This window comes from Nicoliella sp. ESL1149 (assembly GCF_058107265.1).
This window is the reverse complement of the sequence record NZ_JBYLUE010000002.1, coordinates 638791-665475: the sequence shown is the minus strand read 5'-3', so window position 1 is coordinate 665475 and position 26685 is coordinate 638791. Positions and strand designations below refer to the sequence as shown.

General features: G+C 33.5%; 21 protein-coding genes and 1 pseudogene. 18 read left to right on the top strand and 4 right to left on the bottom strand.

What is annotated here, in order from left to right; all coding sequences use genetic code 11:
• Window positions 1-92: 92 nt before the first annotated feature.
• The 10 genes from yycF to AC3B6G_RS03210 all read left to right on the top strand — a co-directional run bounded on the left by yycF (window position 93) and on the right by AC3B6G_RS03210 (window position 14643).
• A complete protein-coding gene (gene yycF, locus AC3B6G_RS03255; protein ID WP_489848990.1) occupies window positions 93-800 on the top strand; it encodes a response regulator YycF in 708 nt (235 codons plus the stop codon).
• Window positions 801-830: 30 nt separating this feature from the next.
• A complete protein-coding gene (walK, locus tag AC3B6G_RS03250; protein WP_489848989.1) occupies window positions 831-2693 on the top strand; it encodes a cell wall metabolism sensor histidine kinase WalK in 1863 nt (620 codons plus the stop codon).
• The gene (locus AC3B6G_RS03245) at window positions 2683-3987 is read left to right on the top strand and encodes a YycH family regulatory protein (RefSeq protein ID WP_489848988.1); all 1305 of its coding nucleotides are present in this window, start codon (window positions 2683-2685) and stop codon (window positions 3985-3987) included. The genes walK and AC3B6G_RS03245 overlap by 11 nt, the downstream gene beginning before the upstream one ends.
• A 10-nt stretch (window positions 3988-3997) precedes the next feature.
• Window positions 3998-4825: a two-component system regulatory protein YycI gene (locus tag AC3B6G_RS03240; RefSeq protein WP_489848987.1), complete on the top strand. Its 828-nt coding sequence runs from the start codon at window positions 3998-4000 to the stop codon at window positions 4823-4825.
• 16 nt (window positions 4826-4841) lie between these two features.
• Window positions 4842-5648 carry an MBL fold metallo-hydrolase gene (locus AC3B6G_RS03235; RefSeq protein ID WP_489848986.1) on the top strand — a complete coding sequence of 269 codons (807 nt, stop codon included), beginning with the start codon at window positions 4842-4844 and terminating at the stop codon, window positions 5646-5648.
• Between the two features lie 90 nt (window positions 5649-5738).
• A complete protein-coding gene (locus AC3B6G_RS03230; RefSeq protein ID WP_489848985.1) occupies window positions 5739-6983 on the top strand; it encodes a S1C family serine protease in 1245 nt (414 codons plus the stop codon).
• A 159-nt stretch (window positions 6984-7142) separates the two neighbouring features.
• Window positions 7143-7622 (top strand): 23S rRNA (pseudouridine(1915)-N(3))-methyltransferase RlmH, encoded by a 480-nt coding sequence (gene rlmH, locus AC3B6G_RS03225; RefSeq protein ID WP_489848984.1) that lies wholly within the window; start codon window positions 7143-7145, stop codon window positions 7620-7622.
• A 186-nt stretch (window positions 7623-7808) separates the two neighbouring features.
• A complete protein-coding gene (locus AC3B6G_RS03220) occupies window positions 7809-9146 on the top strand; it encodes an aspartate aminotransferase family protein (RefSeq protein WP_489848983.1) in 1338 nt (445 codons plus the stop codon).
• Window positions 9147-9160: 14 nt separating this feature from the next.
• Window positions 9161-10591: an APC family permease gene (locus tag AC3B6G_RS03215; protein WP_489848982.1), complete on the top strand. Its 1431-nt coding sequence runs from the start codon at window positions 9161-9163 to the stop codon at window positions 10589-10591.
• Between the two features lie 146 nt (window positions 10592-10737).
• On the top strand, window positions 10738-14643 hold the full coding sequence (locus tag AC3B6G_RS03210) for an LPXTG cell wall anchor domain-containing protein (RefSeq protein WP_489848981.1): 3906 nt from the start codon (window positions 10738-10740) through the stop codon (window positions 14641-14643).
• A 41-nt stretch (window positions 14644-14684) separates the two neighbouring features.
• On the opposite strand, the gene AC3B6G_RS03205 is transcribed toward AC3B6G_RS03210, so the two are convergent.
• Window positions 14685-15647 (bottom strand): DMT family transporter, encoded by a 963-nt coding sequence (locus tag AC3B6G_RS03205; RefSeq protein ID WP_489848980.1) that lies wholly within the window; start codon window positions 15645-15647, stop codon window positions 14685-14687.
• Between the two features lie 106 nt (window positions 15648-15753).
• Here AC3B6G_RS03205 and AC3B6G_RS03200 point away from each other — a divergent pair, with 106 nt between their 5' ends.
• The 8 genes and pseudogenes from AC3B6G_RS03200 to AC3B6G_RS03165 form a co-directional block, all read left to right on the top strand.
• Window positions 15754-16377 carry a FadR/GntR family transcriptional regulator gene (locus AC3B6G_RS03200; protein WP_489848979.1) on the top strand — a complete coding sequence of 208 codons (624 nt, stop codon included), beginning with the start codon at window positions 15754-15756 and terminating at the stop codon, window positions 16375-16377.
• A gap of 5 nt (window positions 16378-16382) precedes the next feature.
• On the top strand, window positions 16383-17084 hold the full coding sequence (locus AC3B6G_RS03195; protein WP_489848978.1) for a class A sortase: 702 nt from the start codon (window positions 16383-16385) through the stop codon (window positions 17082-17084).
• A 21-nt stretch (window positions 17085-17105) separates the two neighbouring features.
• Window positions 17106-18497 carry a flavocytochrome c gene (locus AC3B6G_RS03190; protein ID WP_489848977.1) on the top strand — a complete coding sequence of 464 codons (1392 nt, stop codon included), beginning with the start codon at window positions 17106-17108 and terminating at the stop codon, window positions 18495-18497.
• Between the two features lie 15 nt (window positions 18498-18512).
• Window positions 18513-19109: a hypothetical protein gene (locus AC3B6G_RS03185; RefSeq protein ID WP_489848976.1), complete on the top strand. Its 597-nt coding sequence runs from the start codon at window positions 18513-18515 to the stop codon at window positions 19107-19109.
• Window positions 19110-19120: 11 nt separating this feature from the next.
• Entirely contained in the window at window positions 19121-19483 is a 363-nt protein-coding gene (locus AC3B6G_RS03180; protein WP_489848975.1) for a TIGR02328 family protein, read from the top strand.
• Between the two features lie 406 nt (window positions 19484-19889).
• Window positions 19890-21122 carry an MFS transporter gene (locus tag AC3B6G_RS03175; RefSeq protein ID WP_489848974.1) on the top strand — a complete coding sequence of 411 codons (1233 nt, stop codon included), beginning with the start codon at window positions 19890-19892 and terminating at the stop codon, window positions 21120-21122.
• A gap of 630 nt (window positions 21123-21752) precedes the next feature.
• Window positions 21753-21950 carry a hypothetical protein gene (locus tag AC3B6G_RS03170; RefSeq protein WP_489848973.1) on the top strand — a complete coding sequence of 66 codons (198 nt, stop codon included), beginning with the start codon at window positions 21753-21755 and terminating at the stop codon, window positions 21948-21950.
• A gap of 249 nt (window positions 21951-22199) precedes the next feature.
• Window positions 22200-22382 (top strand): annotated as a pseudogene (locus AC3B6G_RS03165) (IS5/IS1182 family transposase); the annotation flags it as partial.
• A 232-nt stretch (window positions 22383-22614) separates the two neighbouring features.
• Here the strand turns inward: AC3B6G_RS03165 and AC3B6G_RS03160 are convergent.
• The 3 genes from AC3B6G_RS03160 to AC3B6G_RS03150 form a co-directional block, all read right to left on the bottom strand.
• Window positions 22615-24717, bottom strand: coding sequence for a Cna B-type domain-containing protein (locus AC3B6G_RS03160; protein ID WP_489848972.1), 2103 nt, complete (start codon window positions 24715-24717; stop codon window positions 22615-22617).
• Between the two features lie 153 nt (window positions 24718-24870).
• A complete protein-coding gene (locus AC3B6G_RS03155) occupies window positions 24871-26280 on the bottom strand; it encodes an adhesin (protein WP_489848971.1) in 1410 nt (469 codons plus the stop codon).
• A gap of 35 nt (window positions 26281-26315) precedes the next feature.
• The gene (locus AC3B6G_RS03150) at window positions 26316-26522 is read right to left on the bottom strand and encodes a hypothetical protein (protein WP_489848970.1); all 207 of its coding nucleotides are present in this window, start codon (window positions 26520-26522) and stop codon (window positions 26316-26318) included.
• Between the last annotated feature and the right edge of the window lie 163 nt (window positions 26523-26685).

Sequence of the window (26685 nt, the reverse complement as noted above, 5' to 3'; positions counted from 1 at the left end):
CCGACTTAAATAATATAATCCTAAAAATAATAATTTGTAAATAAAAAACATAAAAAAGAATCGATTTAATTAAAAAGGTGTGTATTTAAAAAATGAAAAAAATTTTAGTTGTTGATGATGAAAAACCAATTACTGATATTGAAAAGTTTAATTTAGTTAAAGAGGGATATGACGTAGTTGTTGCTTACGATGGCGCGGAAGCCCTTGAAAAAGTTAAGGAAGAGAATCCAGATTTGATCATTTTAGACTTAATGCTTCCTAAAGTTGATGGGCTTGAGGTTGCTCGAGAAGTCCGAAAAACACATGATACACCAATTATCATGGTAACAGCGAAAGATTCAGAACTAGATAAAGTTCTAGGTCTGGAACTTGGTGCTGATGATTACGTTACCAAACCATTTTCTAATCGTGAATTGGTAGCTCGAGTCAAAGCTAATTTACGTCGTCAATCCGCTAATAGTAATTCTAGTGATGATGATAATGGAAATAAAGATATTCAAATTGGTGATTTAGTAATTCATCCCCAAGCTTATTCAGTAACTAAAAATGGCGATAATATTGAATTAACGCATCGAGAATTTGAATTATTACACTACTTGGCACAACATATCGGCCAAGTGATGACGCGTGAACATTTGCTACAAACCGTTTGGGGTTATGACTATTTTGGTGATGTTCGAACGGTTGATGTTACAGTGCGTCGTTTAAGAGAAAAAATTGAGGATAATCCTAGTCATCCTGTCCGTTTGGTTACGCGGCGCGGAGTAGGATATTATCTTCGGGATTCAGATAAAGAATAATTGATCAAATTTTGAAGGAGCCGTTGAAAGTTGAATAAACGGATAAGATTTTTTAAGTCAATTCATTTTAAGATTGCGTTTGTGTTCGTATTAATGTTGTTGATCACGCTAGAAGTTGTGGGATCTATTTTTGTGACCCAACTGGAAAAAAGAAACGTGGCTGCATTTGAAAAACAAGTGCAATTACCAACTTATATTAATAATTCTTTGATCGACCAATTAACGAGTAAGAACTTGAATAAATCGAATACCAGAATTCGATCATTATTATCAGATGTGGACAATACAAACTCGATTCAGGTACAAGTCATCGATAATAACGGAACTATTCGGGGAACTAATCAGGTTAATAATCAATTAATTGTCGGGCAAAAAACGCTAAATCGTGACGTAAAGAATTCTATCTATAATTCAAGAATTATTAGTAAAACGTATCGTTCTGACGATGGGGGAAGGTATTACACCAGAATTACTCCATTGATCAAGAGTTCTAATAATGAACTAGTTGGAGTTGCATATATTCACGCTAGTTTAGGACCAGTTTATCAAACTTTAAATGGAACAACGGTAATTTATTTATTGGCTTCTTTAGTTGCAATTATTTTAGGAATTGTGATGTCAATTGTTATTTCAAGAGCAATTACGCGACCAATTGATGAAATGAAGCGTGAAACTTTAAACATTGCACAGGGAAATTATTCTGGACATGTGAAAGTATATGATGGTGATGAATTAGGCCAATTGGCTTCAGCTGTTAATAATTTATCCGTTCGAGTTGAACAGTCTCAGGAAACGACTGAATCTGAACGTCGTCGATTAGATTCTGTTCTTAGTAATATGACCGATGGAGTTTTAGCAACCAATCGGAAGGGAAACATCATTATTGCTAATTATGAAGCTGAGAACTTCTTGAATATGAGTGAAAATGATTTGATTGGGAAGTCTATTTTGGATGTCTTAGATATTAGAAAAGACCATGTTTTACGTGATTTAATTGAAAATCCTGATGAGTTAAAGATTAATTTATCTAAAGACGATGAACAATTGATCGTTAGAGCGCATTTTTCATTAATTCAACGGGAATCTGGTTTTATTAACGGACTTGTCTGTGTGCTTAGTGATATTACTGAACAACAAAAAATTGATAATGATCGGAAACAATTCGTTTCAAATGTGTCTCACGAATTAAGAACCCCTTTGACCAGTGTCCATTCTTATTTGGAATCACTTTTAGACGGTGCCTGGAAGGATAAAGAAGTTGCTCCTGATTTCTTAAAAGTTGCTCAGGATGAAACGAATCGGATGATTAGAATGATCAACGATTTATTAACATTGTCAAGAATCGATTCTGGAACTCAAAAATTAAATATGGAAATGGTTAATATTAATGAGTTATTTAATTATATTTTGAATCAATTCGATATGATTTTAAAAAAGGGTGATAATACTGAAGCTAAAATCGACACTAAAAATGTTGACTATAAAATTGTCCGTCATTTTACAAAACGTGATCTATGGGCTGAATTGGATACTGATCGATTTACTCAAGTTATTGATAATTTAATTAATAACGCAATGAAGTATTCACCAAAGGGTGGAACGATTACCTGTTCACTTTATGACACCAATAATAAAATCATTTTAAGTATTGCTGACCAGGGGATGGGGATTCCGCGTTCGGCAATTCCACATATTTTTGATCGGTTTTACCGTGTTGATAAAGCCCGTGCTCGTGCTCAAGGAGGAAGTGGGCTGGGATTGTCCATTTCTAAAGATGTAATTGAATCTCTTGGTGGTAGAATTTGGGCTGAAAGTAAAGAAGGAAAGGGTTCCACATTCTATATTGCACTACCATATGAACCAATTGAGGAGGATCTTTGGGATGAAAATTAGAAGAATTTTGAATAACCTAATAACTCCTTTATTAACTTTAGCGATAATTATCAGTGTTGTTTTTTCTGTTTTAATGTGGATAAATCCATCTCATTATGAGAATAATATTCAAAAAAGTTCTAATAGTACAGCAAGTAAAAACAATTTAACAACACGCCCAATTAGTAGTATTTATTCACCAACTCAATTAGTGGAAAATAAAAATGGTAAACAAAATTTATTGATAAATCCTTCAGTTAATATGATCAATGAAATTAGAAATGAATTAGTTCGTAGTCGTGATTTTAAGTTAAGGGATGTTGGTCAGATTAATTCTCAAAAGGGCTTACAACTATTGAATCGTGATAATAGTTTAGTTTTAAGCTATACCAATAGTGTTACGCTTTCGTTGATCCAAAAAGTATTTAATAGTAGGTTCGATATCAATAATAATAATCGCATTGATAGAATTGTTTTGCCACTAAATAAAAGGGGAATAATGTATCTTTTTTATGGTGCGAAATCACGGGTATACCAATTGAATTTCAAGAATAATGATTTAAATAAGATCAACCAAATCTTAAATGATAAACGAATTGAAAAAAATCAGGTTACTTTTAAGTATTATAACCATAATTATGATATCTCTGTTGATGGTAAAATAAATTTACCTCAGTATTCGTATTTGATTACAAACCAAGCTCAAAATTACTATGTGTTACGTTTAATGGGTGATGCTCAAAATATAAACGTGAAGAAAAAGCGTAATTTAACGGCATATAATGATCAGTCTGCTAAACAAATTATTTTTCATGATAATGGAAACGTTAATTTTATTGATGATCAGGCCAATGTGAATAATAGAGGTTTGAGTAATATTTTAAACCAAAATTATCAACGGTTATTAGATAGTGGCATTATTTTAGATAATATGCATTTTTTTGACTTTAATGAAAAACAACATCAATACGATTATCGAATGTATGTTGAAGGTTTTCCGATTTTTAGTAATGATAATGCTGGTTTATTTAGAATTAAGATTATTAACGGATTATCGTATCGAATGAATTTCTCATTGAAGACATTGCAAATTCCAACGCCAACAACGAATCATCAATATCAATTACCGGCGACGCAAACCGTTATTAATAATTTAGTTAGTCGTGGTTACAAGAAATCTAAAATTCAAAATATTGATATCGGCTATCGCTGGGAGTACACAAAAAATTCAAAGCTAGTCGTAAAACTTGTTCCAAGTTGGTATATCAAGATTAATGGGCAATGGTTGAATTATAATGAACTATTAGAAAGATAGGAGAATAACGATGGACTTTAAAAGAATTCAAATTATATTTTTAGTCGCATTTGTTGTACTTGATATTGTTCTTTTTTCTAATTATCGTAAAAATGTAAATGTCCAAAACGAAAGTATCGCCAATGATAATAATTCAACTGTTATTAAAGAAATGCGAAATGATCAGATCACGGTTCCTAATTATGTTAGTAAGAAAATTACCAGTGGGTATTATTTATCAGCAACTCAAAATGATGCTTTAAAAAATCATTTGTCAGATTTAAATAATCAAAATGTTCACTATGATGATGCTAATCACGAAGTCAAAAGTACTTTGAAACGTCCAATGGCCATTTATAATGAAAAAGCACGGCAAAATTTAGATCAATTAATTAAAAATGGCGATTTTGTTCCTCTTGGTAAGAATTATCAATACTGTCATAATTTATCGACTAAAAATACGATTGTTTATGTCCAAAAGACATATAACAACATTTTATTTTCAACGAATGCTCAAATCCGATTTACAATAAATAATAAAAACATGTTGACTGGATATACTCAAAGATATTTAGATGGGGTTCGTCCGTTACGTGAAAAATCTGATGTTATCTCAGGAGAAAAAGCATTAACAGCCTTGTATCAATATAATGAAATTCCTAATAATTCTAAGATTAAATGGATGCATTTAGCATATACAAAATTAGTTTCAATTAAGAAAAATTATATTTATATTCCAACCTGGTTAATTGCAATTACTCCTAATAACTCAAACGAAGTCCAAATTAAGTATATTAATGCGTTTAATGGTTCTGTTATCAATAATAATGATTTAACAGATTCGTTGAATAACAACTAAGGAGACAATGAATTAAATGCAAGAAGCAACAATGCGGGTTTGTGTCCTATCTAGTGGTAGTGATGGAAATGTTACCTATATTGAAACCCCACAGCATCGCATTCTGATTGATGCGGGATTAAGTGGCAAAAAGATTAACCACTTATTAAATGAAATTGATCGTGATTTAAGTCAGATTGATATGTTATTTGTTACCCATGAACATTCTGATCACAGTAAAAGTGTTGGCATTTTAGCGCGACGATGTCCCAAATTAAAGGTGTACGCTAATGAAGGTACTTGGGCTGGAATGAGGCATATTATTGGTAAGGTTCCACAATCTCAAAAATGTATCTTTCCAGTTGGTAGTATTGAAAAATTCGGAGATATAACCGTTATTAGTTTTGGGGTTTCCCATGATGCTAATGAACCCCAGTGCTATGTTTTAAAAGCATATGGGAAGAAGGTCGCAATTATTACGGATACTGGATATGTATCTGAACGAAATCAAAACTTGATCAGTAATGCTAATTGCTATGTTTTAGAATGTAATTATGATGTTGATATGTTATGGAATGGAAGTTATTCTTGGGATTTGAAACAACGAATTTTAAGTGACGTGGGTCACATGGGAACTGAAGATGAAGCTAATGTTATGTGTAATATAATCGGTAATAATACTGAAGCAGTTTTTATTTCACACCGAAGTCACGAAAATAACACGCGTAAATTAGCTCATGAAACAGTGGATAAAATTCTAAAAAAACATGACATCATCGATGGACGTGATGTGAATGTTTATGATACTGATGTTGAGGAACCAACAAAATTTTTAGATTTATAAAAGTTAATTTTGTCCAAAAGTAGTTCCTTTAACGATTGGTTTTATTTATAATAATAAGAAAAAAGAGGTGAAGCGCTTCGTCGCAAAAAAATGAATATTGTAACTAAAGTTGGAATTACTTCATTAGTAGCTGGTTTTTTAGGTGGTGGAATCGCTTATGGGGGGATATCTTATTTTCAAAATAACGATCCTTTTAATCAAGAAATGACAGTTCCTAATGGATCAAATAATGGAGGAACAACTCAAACTAGTAAATTGCACGTTAATGTTCAAACGCAAACTGAAAAAGCATTTAACAGTGTTAAAAATTCAGTTGTTTCAGTTATTAATCTGAAACGTTCTGGATCAACTAGTGATGAATTTGCTTCTTTATTTGGCTTCACAAACAAAAAACAAGGAAGCGGAACCTTAGAAACGAATAGTGAAGGTTCCGGAGTTATTTATAAAAAGAGCAATGGAGCAGCTTTCATTGTTACCAACAATCACGTTGTTGCTGGAGCATCTGCTGTGGAAGTCGTTTTAAGTAATGGACAGAAAATGGAAGCTAAATTAGTTGGAAAAGATTCTGTAACTGATTTAGCGGTTTTAAAGATTAATGGGACTCCAGTAAAAACGATTGCCACTTTTGGTGATTCAAATGATATTAAAGTCGGTGAAACAGCGTTAGCGATTGGTTCACCACTAGGATCATCGTATGCTTCTTCCTTAACTCAGGGAATTATTTCAGCTAAGAAGCGTCAAGTTCCCCAGACAAATGAAAATGGTCAAGCCACCGGAAATGATTCATCAGTAATTCAAACTGATGCCGCAATCAATCCTGGTAATTCAGGAGGACCTTTAATTAACTTGGCCGGTCAAGTGATTGGAATTAATTCGATGAAACTAGCTTCAGATAGTGAAGGAACAAGTGTTGAAGGAATGGGATTTGCAATTCCAAGTAATGAAGTGATTCGAATTATTAATCAGTTGATTAAAAATGGAAAAGTAGTTCGACCAGCATTAGGAGTTCAATATGTTGATTTGGCAAATGTTCCAGTTAAGGATCAAAAGAGTATCTTAAAATTACCTAGTTCCGTTACAGAAGGAGCAGTGGTGATGAAAGTGATCAATAATACTCCTGCAAGTCAAGCCAAGTTACACAAGTATGACGTTATTACTGCCATTGATGGTCATAAAATTACGGATGAAGGTAAGATCCGTGAACAATTATATCAACATAAAATTGGCGATACGATTTCACTAACTTATTATCGAGATGGCAAGCGTCAAACAACTGATGTTAAATTGACAGAACAAAATAGTCAAATTAAGTTTGGCAAAGGTGTTCAACAATAGAATGTTTCATGTGAAACACACAAAAGAGAAATGTGTAATGACATTTCTCTTTTTATATATCAAATTGATTTAATCAACAGATAGTGTCGAACAAAAATTCATATACTAAATATTGTGGTTATCCACAACCCTGTGGATAACTATTGAAATGAGGATAAAATGAATATAAAACTAGTAGTAGTAGGGAAGTTAAAGGAAAAATATTTTAAAGCAGGAATTGCAGAATATGCAAAAAGACTTTCTCGTTTTTGTAAATTTAATATTATTGAAGTCCCAGATGAAAAAGCTCCAGAATCACTAAGTCAATCCCAAATGGATCAAGTGATGGAAAAAGAGGGTAGCCGGATTTTAAGTAAAATTAGTGATCGTGAATATGTATATGCATTAGCGATTTTGGGGAAGGAACGTTCTTCTGAAGAATTCGCAAAAGAAATTAATCAATTGACGACCTATGGACATTCTGATATTACATTTGTAATTGGAGGTTCATTAGGGTTAGCGCCAGAAGTATTGAAAAGGGCTGATACTCAAATTTCGTTCGGCCGTTTCACGTTACCCCATCAATTAATGCGATTAGTGTTGACTGAACAAATTTATCGGGCGTTCATGATTAATGAAGGGAGTCCATATCATAAATAGTCCATTTTAAAACTTTAGTTCTTCATAATGAAGGATTAAAGTTTTTTTATTATTTTGATTCAACATTTAAATCGTAAAATATAATATATCTATCAATAATAGTAATTGCAAAACTATTGCTTTATTGCATGAAGAGTAAGTATAATTGTCAATAACATTTAAGAAAGTATTAAGGAGGAGATGTAAATGAGTGACCAGAATGAAGCATTGCTTGATGATGAACAAAAACATTTAGCGAATGCCGCTCGAATTCCATTTTTTGATATTGTAATTGCAAGTGGGAAGGGTGCCATTTTAAAAGATGCTAATGGAAAAGAATACATTGATTTTCTATCAAGTGCTTCTTCAACCAACACCGGACATTCTCATCCACATGTTGTGAAAGCAATTCAAGACCAAGCTGAAAAATTAATTCAATACACGCCTGCATATTTTGCTAATGAACCGGAGATTGAATTATCAAGACGGTTAGCTAAATTAGCTCCCATGTCTGGACCAGTTAAAGTTGCTTGGGGTAATTCCGGATCTGATGCGAATGATGCAATTATGAAATTTGCACGTGCATATACTCAACGTCAGTATATTGTTAGTTTCACCGGTGCTTATCATGGTTCTACATATGGTTCCATGACAATGTCTGGGGTAAGTTTGAACATGACGCGAAATATGGGACCATTGGTGCCTAGTGTTGTGAAAGTTCCATTTCCTAGTCCTTGGTATCGGCGAGATAATGAATCTGAAGAACAATTTATCGATCGGATGTTTGCAGATTTTAAATTACCATTCGATACATATCTTCCTGCTGATGAAACGGCTTTAATTGAAATTGAAGCAATTCAGGGAGACGGTGGTTTTGCTAAAGCTCCTCAACGTTATTTAGAAATGGTTGCGAAGTTTGCAAAAGATAATGGGATTTTATTAGCTGTTGATGAAGTTAATCAGGGAATGGGTAGAACCGGGAAAATGTGGTCGATTGATAATTTTCCTGGAATTGAACCTGATTTAATTGCCGTAGGGAAATCAGTTGCATCTGGATTACCGTTAAGTGCTGTAATTGGAAGACAAGAAGTAATTGATGCATTGGGAGCTCCTGGTAACGTATTTACAACTGCTGGTAATCCTGTAACTACGGCTGCTGCTAACGCTACTTTAGATGTAATTGAAGATGAAAAATTAGTTCAAAGAAGTGCGAAGTTAGGTTCTTATGCTAAAGAATTTTTTAAACAACTTCAAGAAAAATTTTACTTTATCGGTGATGTTAGATTATATGGATTGAACGGTGGAATCGACATTGTTGATCCTTCAACCGGTGATGCAGATTCAACTGCGGCAACTCAAATAATCACTCGCTTATGTGAATTAGGTGTATTAATGATTACAGTTCGTGGAAATACATTACGGTTTCAACCACCTTTAGTAATAAAGGAGGAAGACTTAAAACGTGGACTTGAAACAATTGCTCAAGTAATGCAAGAACTTGCTGATGGGAAACTAGAAAAACCAAGTCAAAAAATTGGCTGGTAAGGAGAGAGTAATTTATGGATTGGAAACAAATCAACGCGAAAGCGGATTTTAGAACTTTTCAACAAAAAGATAAACAATTAAAGAAAACAATGACGGTCAAAGATTTCTTAGCATTGGGGTTAGGAACGATTCTTTCCACTTCAATTTTTACTTTACCAGGATTGGTTGCTGCTGAATATACTGGACCAGCAGTTGTTATTTCATTCATTTTAGCGGCAGTGGTTGCCGGATTAGTTGCAATGAATTATGCTGAAATGGCTTCTGCATTACCATTTGCAGGGTCTGCATATTCTTGGATCAGTGTGTTATTTGGTAAAATGTGGGGCTGGATCGTTGGTTGGGCCTTGTTAGCTGAATATATTATTGCGGTCCCATTCGTTGCGGCCGGATTATCGTCTAACGTTCAAGGATTATTAACGACATTCAATATTAAGCTTCCTAATTATCTTGCTTATCCACTTGGCACTAATGGCGGAATTGTTGATATTTTAGCCGTTATTGTTGTATGTATCGTTGCCTTTGTATTGTTCCACGGTGATGAAAACACCTCTAAGTTAACGAATGTCTTAGTTCTTGCTAAATTGATTGCTATTTTGGTATTTATTTTTGTTGGGGCAACTGCAATTAAGATGAGTAACTACTTCCCATTCATTCCCAAACCCCACATGACTTCTGCTGGAACTCAATTTGGTGGTTGGGGTGGTATCTATGCCGGAGTTTCAACCATCTTCCTTTCATACATTGGATTTGATTCTATTGCATCAAACTCTGCAGAAGCAAAGGATCCTCAAAAAACGATGCCACGTGGAATTCTTGGTTCATTAGTAATTGGAACTGTATTATTCATTGCTGTTTCACTTGTATTAGTTGGGATGTTTAAATACACTTCCTATGCTAATAATGCTGAACCAGTTGGTTGGGCTCTTCGTCAACAAGGTCATGTTATCATTGCTTTCGTTGTTCAAGCAGTTGCTGTTCTTGGAATGCTTGCTGCTTTGATTGGGATGATGATGGCTGGTTCTCGTTTGATCTACTCATTCGGCCGTGACCACATGCTTCCTAAGTTCGTTTCTAAATTGAACAAGAACAAAGTTCCTAGTGCTGCTCTTTGGGCAATTACAATTGTTGGAGTTGTTATGGGTGGAATCTTCCCATTCACTTTCTTGGCTCAATTGATTTCAACTGGGACATTGATTGCATTCATGTTTGCTTCATTAGCAATGTATCCACTTCACCGTCGTGAAGGAAAAGACTTACCAGTTGCAAGCTTTAGAGCACCACTATATCCGATCTTTCCTGCCCTTGGTTTTATTGGATCTCTAGTTATCTTCTATGGCCTTGATTGGCAAGCTAAATCATATGCTTTTGTTTGGTTCATAATTGGAGTTATTATTTACTTTACTTATGGAGCTAAGCATTCTTCGATTAATAAGACGGATAAATAACAAGATAGATAAATAATAAATAGCTATCATTATATTTTTATATAATGATAGCTATTTATTTACATAAAAAACAATTTACAATATTATTTAGATTATTAATGTTATAATAATGACGTGAAGATCCATAGCAGGGGGCACGTATTAAAATGAAATACATAAAATATCAGAGCAATGAACATACTTTAAATCTTAAAATAAAAAATGAATTAAAAAAAGGACAACTTGCTTTGGGAGCATTTGCTGGGATTAGCTTTTTAACGATCACTGGTGGATACGGACAACATACCGTTCATGCTGATTCAACGGCCTCAACATCGATTACTGCTTCCGGAGAAGACCTCCAAAACGATGATGATACAGATAATAATAACAGTCAAGCTCAATCATCTAACTTAGATAATAATGAAATGAATGCTGCTTCTAAAAATAGTGACAGTAGTGAAGTATCTGAAATGTTTGCAGATTATAGAATTGTGGGTGACTATGGAGATGAAAATAGTGCGGCCCAATCTACATCTGAAAATGATTCTAATTCATCATCAGATAATGATGATTCTTATAATATTAATAATTCATCCACTAATAGTAACGATAGTTCAGTCATTACTAACCGAAGTGGAGATGCTGACGATGATCAAAACGTTAAGATGGTTAATAATGGTGAAGATCAACAAATATTGATTCAATTAAGGGGAAAATATGAAACTTATCCTTATGTTGTTATTGGTAGTAATGGACAAGTAGTAACACTTCCTAATCAACAACAAGTATTGATTCAAGGAAATCAATTATTGAACCCAACAACTCATCAATCTTTCAATAATGATAATACCTTTGATGCTGGTGATTTCCAACCTTCAGAAAGTTCACATACAGTAAATTACAAACTTCGATTTGTTGATAAGAATGGAAAAGCAATTCCTTATGCAAATGGAAGTGATGAAAATGGAATTTTAGAACAAGCATTTACTGTTAGTTTAGGTTTTGATGGTGAGCCAATAAAGTTGTATTACAAAGATTTGGTTCCTCATTATAATGGGTTTACGCCAGAACAGATTGCTAATCAAGTAGATTCTAATGGGGATTATATCTATGCAATTCTAAATCATGGGTTCTTTGATAATAATGATACGATCACTCTTAAACAAAGTGATGCCTATGCTCATATTAAGTATTACTACACAGATAAAGATGGAATTAAACATTGGATTGATGGTGGAATTAGTAATGGGGCAGTAGGTAATCCAGTTGATTATCAAACACCATTTAATAAATTGAATGAATCTAAATATTTTAATATTGTGCCCAACATATCAACTCCTACTTATGAGGCTAATACAACTGAAACTAATCCTAGCGAGATAGATATTCCACTTGAATACAAGGAAATTACGCAGAAGTTGCCAATCATTGTTAAATCAGTTGATGGTAAACATTCATACAACGCTACGATTACAATTAGTGGTAATTATGGTGAAGAAAGTACTTTCACAATCCATAAATATAATATTCAATTTCCATCTACTAATGCGAATGATGATCCACTGGAAGATCCTAAAAACGAATTCTTATCTAATGGAATTAATATTCAAGCATTATTAGGAATCGACAAGGATGGAAATTTAGGGAATGACACTAATGGTCCTGATGGTACTGATTTAAGTCATCATTTATGGACAATGGACGACACGCAAACATATTTAAAATGGGATAATTCTAATCCTAATAACCCAATACCAATTGTTTTTTATCAGTCATTTGATCCAAGCCCGTCCGACTTAGTTGGTGTTCCTAATATTTATTTTGATTTTAGATTTTGGGGCCCTAAAAATGCCGATGGATCTGGGTATGATCCAAGTGCATATTATAATGATCCTTATAGCCCATATAATGCTAGTAATTACAATCAAACCGGATTAGATAATGGGCATGGAGCAATTAATTATCGAACAATTAAAGATTGGAAGATATCTAATAATCCTAATAACTCAAATAAAAGTAAGATTCCGGTTAATACATTTCTTCAAGAAAGTCCCTGGAGTTTTGACGGCTTTTCTACGAATGACAGTAACAATGGAGAAAACGATTATCTAATTCAAATTACAAAAGATGGTCCAGTAAGAATTAAGGTTACGAACAACACCTATGGACTAGGAATCACTTCTGATAATGGAGTTCAATATACTGTTGATAAATTGGCCGAATATTATCCAGGTGCCATATATGATAAAGTCAATGGTGTTGAAGGGTACTATGTTCCTGATGGTAATAATGGTAAATTATTTTATCCAATGGGAGTTAACGTACTAAAATCTAGCAATGGATTGGCTGTTTATAAAGACGGTAATTACTATGCAAATGCTGATTCTACAACACCATTATCTTTTGAAAAGGACAGTCAACAGTTAGCTAAAGTAAATGGGAAAAACGACTATTACATTGGTTCCATTAATAATTATGCTCAAAAATATGATATTGATTTGAGATATTTGGATGCTAATGATAGTAATGGACAATTAACTAATAATTTGATCAACGGCGGAGATAAGCACATCACAGCTTATACTGAGGATCGAATCTATTATGACCCAGCTGCTAAAATGTTTAAATTAAGTCGATATGGAAAAGACTCTGAAAATGGATCTACACCTAGTGATGTAGATTCCCAAACTCAAGATTTATTTGCTGCTCCTAACGGTTGGGATTATGATTACTCATTACAAACGACATATGCTAATTATAATTATCAAAAAGATGCTTCCAAAGAAGGTGGGCAACGGATTGCGAGTTGGATTGTTGGAGCTGACGATAGTAGTATTAGTTACGCAGTAAATACGGAAATGCATCCGTATGGTCCTACTGGTACTGATAATACGGTTGCTGTTTACATGACGAATGGGGATGCAATTAAACATTCCGTTCAATTGAACGTTCCATTTATTGATGCGTTAACTGGACAATTAATTTATCGTGAAGAGTTCGATGACATTACGTATGATCCAAATACTTTTGATGTTAATAATTTCATTCACATGACTAAACAAGCTGACGGGGTCTTTAAGTTAGGAAATGGTTATCAATTTCCTAGTAAATATAATCGTTTTGTATATGTTGCAAAGGATCAAATTAATTATGACGTTGAAAATAATCGTTTCTTAACAGATGCGATTTACTTATTGCCATATGATCCAGCGGTTACTGAACATAAGTTAACAGTTCACTATGTTGATGATAATGGACATGATTTAGGACATGAATTTACGGTTAATGGATATGGCAAAGATACGGTCGATAGTGTTCTAGGAAATAATCATTTTTGGAACTATGGTGCGGATAATTGGAATCGTGTTGGAATAAAACTAAAGGATTTAAATACTAATTATTTAAACATTGATGCAAATGCTAGTGATTATAACGAAGAAGTATTTCATGATGATTCATTGACTAATAATCACTTGATGTTTGGATTATATAAAGATGTTTATATTGTGTTGAATAAAAAGGGATCAAATCCAACACCATCTCCTTCGCCAACACCACAACCTAATCCAAGTCCAGAACCTAATCCGAACCCAACACCATCTCCATATCCAACTCCTGTTCCAAGTTCAGGAAATAGTTCTTCTGGCTCGAATAGTTCAGCAAGTTCGAATTCATCGAGTAACAGTAGTACTGCTAGTCACAGTGCATCTAGTAGTTCTAGTTCTTCAATGCGTCATCATTCTAAATCAAGTAGTTATTCAGGGATGAATAATAATCATAGTAGTAAATCGCACCATAATAATTGGCGTTCATCAACTACTCATAAGGTTCCAAATGGTAATTTCCATCAACCAAATGATAAGATGCATGGACCAATCACTGGTGTTGGTAGAGTTCCTAAACCTGATCAATTAACAACAACAGTTCAATCGTCCAAAGCTAAAAGTGCTAAATTACCTCAAACCGGTGATTCACATGAGGCTAATCATCAAGGAATAGTTGGACTAATATTGTTAGCGATTGCTAGTTTCATTTTAAGGTTATTCAAACCCAAGAAAAATCATAAATAAAATAAAAAGGCTAGTTAGAAATTAATTCTAACTAGCTTTTTCTATTCTTCTGAATCGGTCATTGAAGAGTTCTTTGTTTTAATTTGGTTCCCTCTAAACGTTATAACCGAACTAATTAGGATAATAATAATCCCAACAATTGTATTTGCTGCAATATTTTCTCCTAGAATCAATGCAGCAAGAATCGGAGCTAAACCTGGTTTAATGAAGAAGACAAGTGATGCCATTGAAACTCCACCGGTATCCATTGCTAAGAAGTAAAATGCAAATCCACCACCGGTAACACAAACACTGATGAAGAATAGTAACCAGAAGTAATGAAAGTTAACATTTTGAAACATTGGTGTATTAGCAAATGGTCTTAAGAATTCAACGTTCCGCATTCCAGTTGCAATAGCTGGAATCTTAGAAATTAGAATTACAATCATCAATTCTAATGAACCAGCAATAAAGGTATAACAAGTCATGCTTAAACCGTCAAATCCACTAACTAATGATGACCAACGTGAAATAATACTATATAATCCAAATGTAATGGCAGCTCCAATTGATAATGCTAAACCGATTGGATTAGTTAATTTAAATGGATCAACGATAACTAACAAACCAGCAAGTGAAATAATCATACAGATTAAATTCAATCGACCGATTTTTTCATGAAGTAACCATGCGGCAAATAGGATTGAAAAAACGGGATTACAACTGAAGACAACTGCAACGGTCGAAGCCTCGTCATAATTAATTGCCATTTCATATAACGTCATACTTAAAATCACACACATGAACCCGGTTAGGAGAAAAACCCCAACATCTTTTTTCTCAATCGAGTAGTTAAATTTTTTAAAGCGTTTAATTGCTAATGGTAATAGCAAAATTCCTCCAATTAAGAATCGTAAAAAGTTCAATTGGAGTGGAGCAAAAGCTCCGTCGGCCCCCTTCAGTGCAATTTCCATTGAACTGAACATGAAGGTCGAGATTAAGACGTAAATTAACGTTTTTCGCAATTTATGAATTGCTCCTTTCAAAATATGTAAATTCATCTGACGTTTTAAGTATACATCTGATGAATATTGATGTAAAATAAATCTGGATTTAAAAGGGAGTCTATTAATGAAAACAAATAAGATTGATTTGGGAACAAAAACAATTCAAGCAATTTTAAATTACATCGAAGAACATCAACTAAAAGATGGGGCAAAGTTACCAACAGAAGGCCAATGGATGGAGATATTGAAGTGTGGTCGCTCAACGATTCGAGAATCAATGCAGGTATTAGCTCATTCTGGAGCAGTTGTTATTAAACAAGGAGCGGGGACGTTTGTCCAACAACAAGTGTCCCATCCTGAACAACAACGGAAGTTACGGTCTACAGTGAAAATGTTAGAAGATGAAGCCATTCGAGAATTAACTTCTGCTGATGTTGATGATGATCAATGGATGATTTTAAAGGCTAATTTAGTTCGGCGGAATCAATTATTAGAAGATGGTCATTTTGACGATTATATTGATGCTGATATTAAATTTCACCAATTAATGGTAAAAATGAGTGGGAATGAATATCTAATTAGTTGGTATCGAGAACTTCAATTACCTTGGAAAAATTATATTAGCAATTTAGTTGTTGAAAACGAACAATATCGTGGTAACACGGAATTACATAATCAATTATTTCAATTATTATTAGAAAGAAAGGCACAAGGAGCAATCGAATTAAATAACCAATTCGGTAGGTGATGAAAATGAAACGATGGATTGTTTGGCTATTGATAATTGGATTAACAATAACTGGATTAGCGTTAATTTTTGAAGAACCAATTAAAACAGCTTTAGTTACTAGTTATCATCCCCAAATCACTCGGCAGAGTGTAAAAGCAAATCAGCATAAACGTGTAAATTACAATATGAGTCAAGTTAAGGCAGTTAATATGAATCAGGTTATCAAAGCCCGTTTAAGTGGGAAAAAGATTTATCCTGTTGGACAAATTATAATGCCATCAGTAGGATTGCATTTGCCGATTGCTTTAGGAATTGATAGTGAGACTTTGATGCTAGCCGCTGGAACCATGCGTCCTGATCAACAGATGGGTAGCGGTAACTATCCTTTGGCTGGGCATCATATGTTGAATCCGAAAGCGTTATTTACGCCACTTTATAATCATGCTCAGATTGGTGAATCAATTTATTTAACAGATATGAAAAAAGTTTATCAGTATCGTTTAAATGTTAGGAAAATTATAAGTCCATATGCCGTGAATGTAATTAACAATACTAAAGATGCTAGAATAACGTTAATAACGTGTAATGATAGTGGTAGCAAACGCCTATTACTCCAGGGGAAATTAGTAAAAGTAATGAAGATGAAGCATGCTCCTCAAAACGTTTTTAATGAAATGGGGAAGACGACCAATAACCATGATGTTTTAAAAGGTTACAAAAAATAAATTTATGAAAGGAATCATTAAATGGGAAAGTATGTATTTCAAACTACACTAATAGCAGAATTGAAGGATCATTATGATGTAATTATTATTGGTTCGGGGTCAACCGGATTAGTTGCAGCCCTTCAAGCCCATGAATTGGGATTGAAACCAGTTGTTTTTGAAAAAATGCCCCGGTTAGGGGGAAATTCGACAAGGGCTTCTTCCGGAATGAATGCTGCCGAAACGGATGTCCAATTACAACATCATATTGTTGATACCTATGAAAAATTTTATCAAGATACTTTTATTGGTGGTGGAAAGTATAATAATCAGGCCATGCTAAATTACTTTACTAGCCATGCAGCATTAGCTGTTGATTGGTTAGCACAACGTGGCATCGAATTAGATGATTTAACAATTACCGGTGGAATGCACACTAAAAGAACGCATCGCCCCAGTAATGGCGCACCGATTGGAGCATTTTTGGTAACTAGTTTTTTAAAGATGATTGAAAAAGCTGCAATCCCAGTTTTTAATCATGCAAATGTCACTAAGTTATTGAAAGATAATGATCGAATTAGTGGAGTGAAAATTAACTTTCCGAATGAACAGGTTAAAACAGTTACTGGGAACGCGGTTATTTTAGCAACTGGTGGTTTTGGCGCTAGTAAAGAAATTATTGGAAAATATCGACCAGATTTAGTTCATTATCGGACAACGAATCAAGATGGAGCCACTGGTGATGGATTAAAGTTAGCAACTGATGCAGGAGCTGCTTTGACGGATATGGATCAGATTCAAGTTCATCCGACGGTCCAACAAGATGGAGATCATGCATTCTTAATTCCTGAAGCAATTCGTGGTGAAGGAGCTATTTTAGTTGATAAGAATGGGAAACGATTTGTTGATGAGTTGACCACTCGTGATAAGGTAACCGCTGCAATTAATAATTTACCAACTAAAAGTGCGTATTTAATTCTAGACCAGGGAATTCGAAATCAAGTTGGATCGATTAATTTCTATGACTCAATTGGATTAGTTGTTCATGGAAAAAGTTTAACTGAATTAGCGGATAATATTGATGTAGATGCCAATCAACTTAAAAGAACAGTGACTAAATGGAATCAAAATGTTGTTGAGCAAAAAGATGCTGAATATAATCGGACAACTGGAATGGATCGTAAAATTGAAACGGCACCGTTTTTTGCAATTCATGTTTCACCTGCAGTGCACTATACAATGGGTGGACTAAGGGTGAATGCAATGACGGAAGTATTTGATAATAAAGGGAATGTAATTTCTGGATTATTTGCTGGTGGAGAAGTGGCTGGGGGATTACATGGCCATAACCGGATTGGTGGGAATTCAATTGCTGAAACCGTGATTTTTGGTCGTAAAGCTGCCCAAACTGCCTTCCAATATCTTCAAAAATAGAAAGAAGTTTTAAAAATGAGAAATGGTTTAAAAGATTTAGAACCGAATAAAGAATATACATTGATTGGTAAAATGACCAGATTGGGTTTTGCGGAAGAATATGATGATGAAGATGGTTACTATTATCAAGCAACCATTTTATTATTAGACTTGCATGATAAAGATGGTAATTTTGTTACTGATCATCTGTGGGTTCATTATACCCAACTCTTTATTGACTTAGGAGAACTGCATGAAGGAGATATGATTAGTTTTACTGGTAAGGTAAGTCAATATAAAAAGGGTGTTGGCTATAATAAAATCAAGGATTATGAAATTATTGATATTCATAATGTTAAAATTGTTGATGATAAGGATAATGATCGGCCTGCTGTTCCAGATGAACAAAAGGCATTAGCTGGTTATGTAATGGAACGTAATCGGGCTTTTTATGAAAAAGCGCAACGTCAAATTGATGAAGATTACGTTTTAGCCTATGATCAATGGAAACATCCAGATCAATATTCTGATGCAACTGACTACCAAGACGACGATGACAATGACGAAGGTGGTCTTGGTGGAGCTGCATTAGAAATGTTAAAGAAATTCAATGAAAAAAATAAAAATAAATAGGAGCGATCAATATGCGCCTTTGGCATCAAGATTTAATAAGCAAATTGCCCCGGCAACAATTATTAGGCCAACATCGTGAAGTTTGTGCTCTCCGTGGTAATGGGTGGGGGAAAAAACATTCAACCGTTAATTATGTTTTTGCGCATTCACCTTATAAACTATATCAATTTCATATGTTAGTGATGACTGAGATGAAGAATCGTGGTTATCATCCTGATGAACGATGGTTAGATCCGCTATTTCGTGGAAATTCATGTGAAGAGTATCATAATTTAGAATCCGTTCCTTTAACTTCACCAATTTATCCAGAACATAATGATGAATATTTAGCAGTATGTCTAAATAATTTAAAAAATAAGGGAATTGAATTGTAACAACAAATTGATGAGTTTTTCCCAGGTCGGTGATAATAGAATGTAAAAAGAGCTCTCTGCTAATAAAATAGAGGAGAGCTCTTTTGTATAAATGATAAAAGAATTAAAAAATTATAAACCAAAATGTTAATACATGCTTAAATATCAAATCTAATAAAGATTAAAATGTTAGCTCTAAAATAATAATAGCATTAATTTAAATACTTATATCCGTCTTGATGGATTAAATTATTATATGTAATCAAGTTAATAAGTTTTCAAAAATGGTTGGGAGAATTGAAAACGTTTCTGAACTATTTTCTACTCACAAACTCTAGCGATTTAAAGCAAAATATTAACATAATCTTAAGACTGGTAGTACAATAATGATTGAGTGTTAATAAATTCACAATAGGAGTTGTAAGACATGGCTAAAGATAAGAATAGTTGGAACGCTAAAACGTTGTTCCATCGATTTTCAATTCTTGCAGTATCATTAGTTATTACTGTTGGTACTGCAATTTCGCCGGCGTTACCCGCGATGGAGAAGACTTTTTCAAATTACCCTTCTTCATTAGTTGATACGATTGCTACCATTCAACAAATACCGGCATTTATTGTTTTATTGTTCTCTGCATCGATTTCACGTAAATTGGGCATGAAGAACTGTATTGGATTAGGACTATTGATCATGGGGATTTCAGGGATCATCCCATCGTTCATTCCTAATCTTTGGATCATATTGCTTTCTCGGATCGTCTTCGGGATTGGAATTGGTCTCTTGAACTCGTTAGCGATTACGATGGTTAACTTGTTCTATAGCGGTGATGATCGTTCCCAAATGCTGGGAAACCGGAGTTCATTTGAACAAATTGGTTTATGTATTATGAACCTTTCAATTGGATTCATGTTGAACATCAGTTGGCAATTTTCATTCTTGTCATACGCAGCAATTTTTGCTGTCTTAGCATTGTTCTGGTTCGTAGTGCCACCATTTACTGATGATGCCGCAACTCAAGTATCCCAAGCTGAACCACAAGATGCTGCCAAACCAAAGGTTAATTTTAAAGTCATTGCTGCTGGAATCTTCTGTGGGATTTTAACCATGGGAATGGCTATTGTAAGTATTTTGACCCCATCCATTGTGGTTGGCAACAAGATGGGTTCCGCTACTGATGCTAGTTTCGTTATTACTATTTTTACCTTAACTAGTATGGTAATGGGCTTTATGTTTGGTAAGATTTACGATGTGATTAAACGATTTGTCTTTACATTGGGAGTGGTTTTCTTAGCCGTTGGAACGATTTTAATGAACTATGCAACGACTTTCCCAATGTTGATCGTCTCTGTTATGATCATTGGATGTGCCTTTCCATTAGCTGGAAACTACTTATTCAACTTGATGGAAGTTGCAGCTCCTAAGGGATCTAATGCCCTTGCTAATTCAATTTTGTTGGTTGGTGCTAATATCGGAACTGCTTTCTCACCAACAGTTGTTAACTTCTTAGGTGGTTTTTCTCCATTAGGTGGAATTGCTCCTGGAATTGGAATGTTTGGGTTATTATTAATCATCTTAATGATTGTTTTGGCAATTTTCCAAAGCATCAGTCATACGCCAAATGTTTCAAATAAACGAAATAAATATACGATTCATCAATAAAAAATCAAAATACATTAACCACTTTTTCAATTTGAAAAAGTGGTTTTTTATTGTTCAATAATTTGAATTGTTTTTTAAATAAGTCTAATGAAATGATTGTTACATATAACTTGTATCATGTAACAAGTTACATTTTTATGATGTTTAATTTTATTTATATTAATTTTGAGAAATCATTATTTTAATGATATTATTAAAGTTAGATTGATGATTATCATGATGGTCATTAAAATGATGTATAGCACATTGATATGACTATTACATTTTTGAGGAAGATTAACATCAGTATCAATTTTGGGGAAAAAAGAGCACTCTTTGAGTGCTCTTTTTTATTAACTATATCAATAAAATTAAAATAATGTTAAGTCAAATCGTAAATGTTGTAATATTTCCCGATATTTTATATATCCCCAATGATATGAGGATATTAAATAAAAAGATGAGAGTTAGGATGAAAAAATATGATGTAATGATGTTAGGTAGTGGACATGCAACTTGGCACGGTGCCATGATTAGCATTAGCTAGTAAAAAAGTTTCCTTAGAGAAGGTGATAATATATTTGGAACATGTACTAAAATTAACTCCTACAGCATGGTTCGAATCAGAATATATTGCTAAGGATATTTTAAATGATGATAATCCAGCAATTGCTTATTCTCCCAGTTGCTGAAAACATCTTTTCATTACCACGCTTATCCCAAGTTAGAGTGAAGATTGAAGATGCTAAAGATAATGATGAATACACGATCAAAAGAAATACTTATGGGATGATTACTTTTAAAATTAAAAATGAACCAAATACTGAAGATACCGTGCTAACCAGGTAAAAACAATGAAATGGTTAGGGCAACTATTATTGGGAACCAGGCAGGTTCATTGATTTAGAGATGTTAGATAAAATTATCATTATGATAGAAATTAAGTTAGGATAATTGAACGATCAAATTCAAAATAATTCTTTAATCAGTACCAACCCTGATAAACGTAAACGTTGAAAAATTAAATCAATTAAAAGAAACTTAGGTTTCCATCATGATAAGTTTCAATCACATCAAAAGCAGTACCAAACTTATGGTTCACGTAATAGTTATTCTAAAATCAATCACGATGTAACTTTTATGCGAGTTAAATAAGATTCCATGTTAAATTGGCAACTAAAAACAGCTTATAATCTACAAATCGCTACTAATAATTAATTCATAACTAATTATGATATTTTTCAAAGTCCCACTGATACTAGAACGTTAATTCCATTCTTAAAGAAACAAAGTACCGATTGTACTTTAGGGTAAATACGTTTAACAGATGCAGGTTACGTTTCAATTTTTTCTCAGTTCGTGAAATTGATAAGGTGAAAAAAGAAACTGTCATCGTATTAATGGCAATGAATATAAAAAATTGGTATTGTAAGCTACTAATCATTATAAATATTTACAAAAAATGACAATCACCAAAATATTTTTGGTAATTGTCATTTTTTAGGAACTTATTTCACAGTCCTTTTTTGAATATATTCTTATTGTCTTTTTTAGTAACCATAATAATTGCTAAATCAATTAATAATAATATCATTCCAATAATCTGAACTAATAAATCATTTTGTTCACCAGTTTGAGCTAATTGATGTGTTTTATTAGTTTTTTCTGATGAGTCAGAATGATTTGAATTATTTTGTTTATGGTTGAATGTTGTAGGAACAACATTTTTTTTATTAGTTAATTTATTAGTAGTATTAGGATTATTTGGTTTATGTTTCTTTTTGTTATTATTATGGTCAGCAGGAATAACATGATGATTTGGGTTAACTGGAATTATCGGATAAACGGGTTTTACCGGTGTAGGATCAACCGGAATTATCGGGTTGATCGGATTTACTGGAATTACCGGGTTAACAGGTATGATTGGGTTAATTGGATTAACAGGCGTAATAGGATTGACCGGATTAACAGGAGTAACTGGATTGACTGGGTTCACCGGATTAACAGGGGTACCACCAGGACTATAAGTATTTTTAATAGTATATCCATCGATTTGTTTTGTATAGTTAGGAACATTTACTTCATCGATCGAGTAGTTAATGGTTTTCCCAGTTGAATCTGTTTTAACTAAGTTTGTAAAATCATAACTCCAGGTATCAGTATTACCAGCAATAATCTGTGTTTGAACAATTTGGCCGTTAGCTAATAACTTTATAGTGATATTACTAGGACGCTCATTAGCACTATTATTGTTATCATCCCATTTTTTTATGACCTTAACATTGGTAAAAGCAACATTGCCACCAGCGTTCCCGTTTCCACTACTTACGACTGTACTAGCATCGATTGGGACGGTGTTAATGTTAGAACCACTCAATGAACCCCCGTTTGTATAGTGTTCTTGTTGACCATTATCGATTAAGTCAACTGTATACGTGATAATAACAGGATGATTAAGCTCACTAGGAAAGTCATATTCAAAACCTTTTAGGTTTTTGGTTACGTTGATATTATGAACGTTAGTAGCATAACTAAAATTACCATTACTATCATAATTAACATCACCAATTGTAATTGGTTCATTATAATTTACGAGTTCATTTGAACCTAAAACATCTATAAACTTAGCATTATCAATCTTAATATTATTACCATCTAAGATAACGTTCCAAGTAATACTTCTGCTAGAAGGGTTAGTTGTCCATTTGGTAACAGGTCTAGTATTCGCAGGAGAACCGTTACCACCATAATTAACTGGAATGGTGATTCCATGACCCCAATTAGTATTAATTGGATTGGTTATAGATTGGTTTTTAATTGAATCTACCCAATTGATCCAAAGATTGATTTCTCCAGAAATATTTTGCATATCATTAACATTATTATTGAAAACGACTTTTAGAGTATTATTTTCTCCCGGATATGCTGTGGCAATTGATACTGAACTTCCATGCCATGGTTTAAGAACAAAACTATTGAGACTGTGGAACTTAAAAACACTAGGGAGATGGATAGTCAGATAGTCACCAGCATGCACTTGTCGATTTTGAATGTTAAAGGTTATATTAGCTTTTATATCACTGTAAAAGGTATAAGTATTGTTGTTAGTACTGTTGCCATTTTCATCGGTTAACTTTACGGTAGAAATATATTGATCACCTAAATCGGTTCCAGTTGCTACATTTCCGTTCACATTATTAGAGTTACTAGGGTTGTTATTATCTGAACTGGAATTATTGTTAATGCTATCACTACTACTTGAACTATTAGTGAGATTGTTTTGATCTTGGTTAGGACTATTATTTTCATTACTAGTAGTAGAATCACTAGTATTATTATAGTCTGTCCCATTTTCATTATTAGTAGCACTATTTGAATTGTTAGTAGAGATAGAATTACTATTTTCTGATTTATTATTGGGATCATTTTCAGTCTGATTGTTACTATTATCATCAGTAACTGAACCGTCATTATTGTTTGAATCCGAATTGTTATTTACTTGTTCAGTCCGATTATTTGTTGTTATATTATCAGCATGAACCGAACTTGAAAAAGCGAATAAACAAAATATAAAAGACAAGCATAATAAGAACATATATATACCGTTTTTTTTCATTGAACCACCTCTTTATAGGAAGGTAAATATATATTTATATCATAAAATTAATTATATGAAAAATTTAATTATATTACAAAAAAATAGTTCCACCTTATAAGGTGGAACTATTTTTGAGAGATTATATTTATGAGATTTGGAAGATGAGATTTATTATTTAGCGATTAATTGACCACCTCCGCTAAGGGTGTAAGTTTTACCGTTCAACCATGAGTTAGCACTGTTTGATTTATCGTAGTAAACATTATGCCCATTGGAAGAAATGTTATTAATTGAACTTTGAGAACCATTGAAAGCAGATAAGTATGATGTCTTTGTGACATTCCACTTACTTGTACTGTCAAGGGTTAGGTTGGAAGTACCTGAAGTATTATCGCTGTTGATACTACCGTTTAGAGTAGTATTATTAGTTAATTTCAAGTTTAATGAGCTGTTTTTATCAACTAAGACGTTCCCGTTTAAAGTTTGACCTGTTGCAGTGAAAGTTAGGTCTCCACCATTTTTACCACTAGTTCCCCAACGATCACTAGCAAGGCGAATTAAAGTATCAGATGCGTTATTTAGTTTAACATTGTTTAAACTAATGTTTGCCTTTGTATTTGTTACATAAAAGAGGGCGCCGGTGTTATTAGTAGTTCCCTTTGAACCATCTTTGGCATTAGAGGTTAAACTACCACCATTCATACTAAAGTTGGCAGTTCCTTCTTCAGCATCACCGGACATACTTTGGTAGAGCATAACACCGTTATTTTTATTTCCAGTTAAATTAGAATCAGTTGAAGAAATACTGTTTGCTCCTTCAATAACGGCTGCTTCAGCTCCAGTTGCGTTTCCAGTAACATTATCGATACTAATATTACCTGTAGAGTAGACGATTGGAGAACCGTCACCAGCTGTTTTGAGAGTTCCCTTAGTTAATTTAACGGTACCACCACCACGATCATTAGCTAAGGTAGCAGAATGGCTTCCACGAGTGGTGATATTAGTGTCATTAGCAATAATGGTTCCTTTTTGGGTTGCATCTAAGCCTCGAGAAGAATTTTTGTAAGTATTGATGTTAGCCTTGTTAATTTTAACGGTCGCATTACTACCAGTTGAGAAGACACCATTTGCACCATTAGCATTTGTAGTCTCAGTTAGGTTATTAAGGGTTGTCTTACCATTTTTGGTGGTCAGGATTCCTGCATTTTGACCGTAAAAATTACTGTTATCTTCACTTGTGGTATTACCAGTTTTGTTAACGGTAACCTTATTAGTGGTTAGATTACCACCTTTTTTAACATAGATAGCTGATTGGTTATCCTTTTTGGAACTAGCTTTAGTATAACTTAGCGTTTTCTTTTTAGAAATTGTTTTAGAACCAGACAGTTTAGCGCTGCTAGCACTAGAATTACCACTGCCACTTGGTTTAGCAGGAACATTACCATCTTGATTTGATTTAGCAGTAATTGTAGCAGCGTTAGCAATCATTTGATCTAGATCACTAGTTGACATGGTTGTAAAACCTAATAATGTCGTGCTAAGTAAAACGGTTGCTAATGTTTTTTTACGAAATATTTTCATTTTAATCCATCCTTTCAAACGAACATTAAACACTTTTAGTGTTTTGCATGTTTGGCTGGCATCTTGCCTTTGGGCTTACCTTTAGGTTTCCCTTTTGGCTTGTCTTTAGGTTTACCGTGTTGTTTGGTAGTGGCTGCATTGGCAGTAGTTGAGTTTGTTGAATCATTTGGAGTAGTGAAGAATCCGAAGAGGGATGCTCCTAAAACGATCGTTGATAAAATTTGTTTTGTTGATTTTTTCATAATTGAATCTTCCTTTTCTTTGTTAAATTTAAATTTTTGATTTTGTATTCATAGTTGATTCCTATGAATTACAAACAGTATATTTGAAAAAAAGATTCATTAAAAGCAGTTTAAGCCGTTTATAAGGGAATGTTTATCATATTTAGAAAAGGGCTAATTTAAA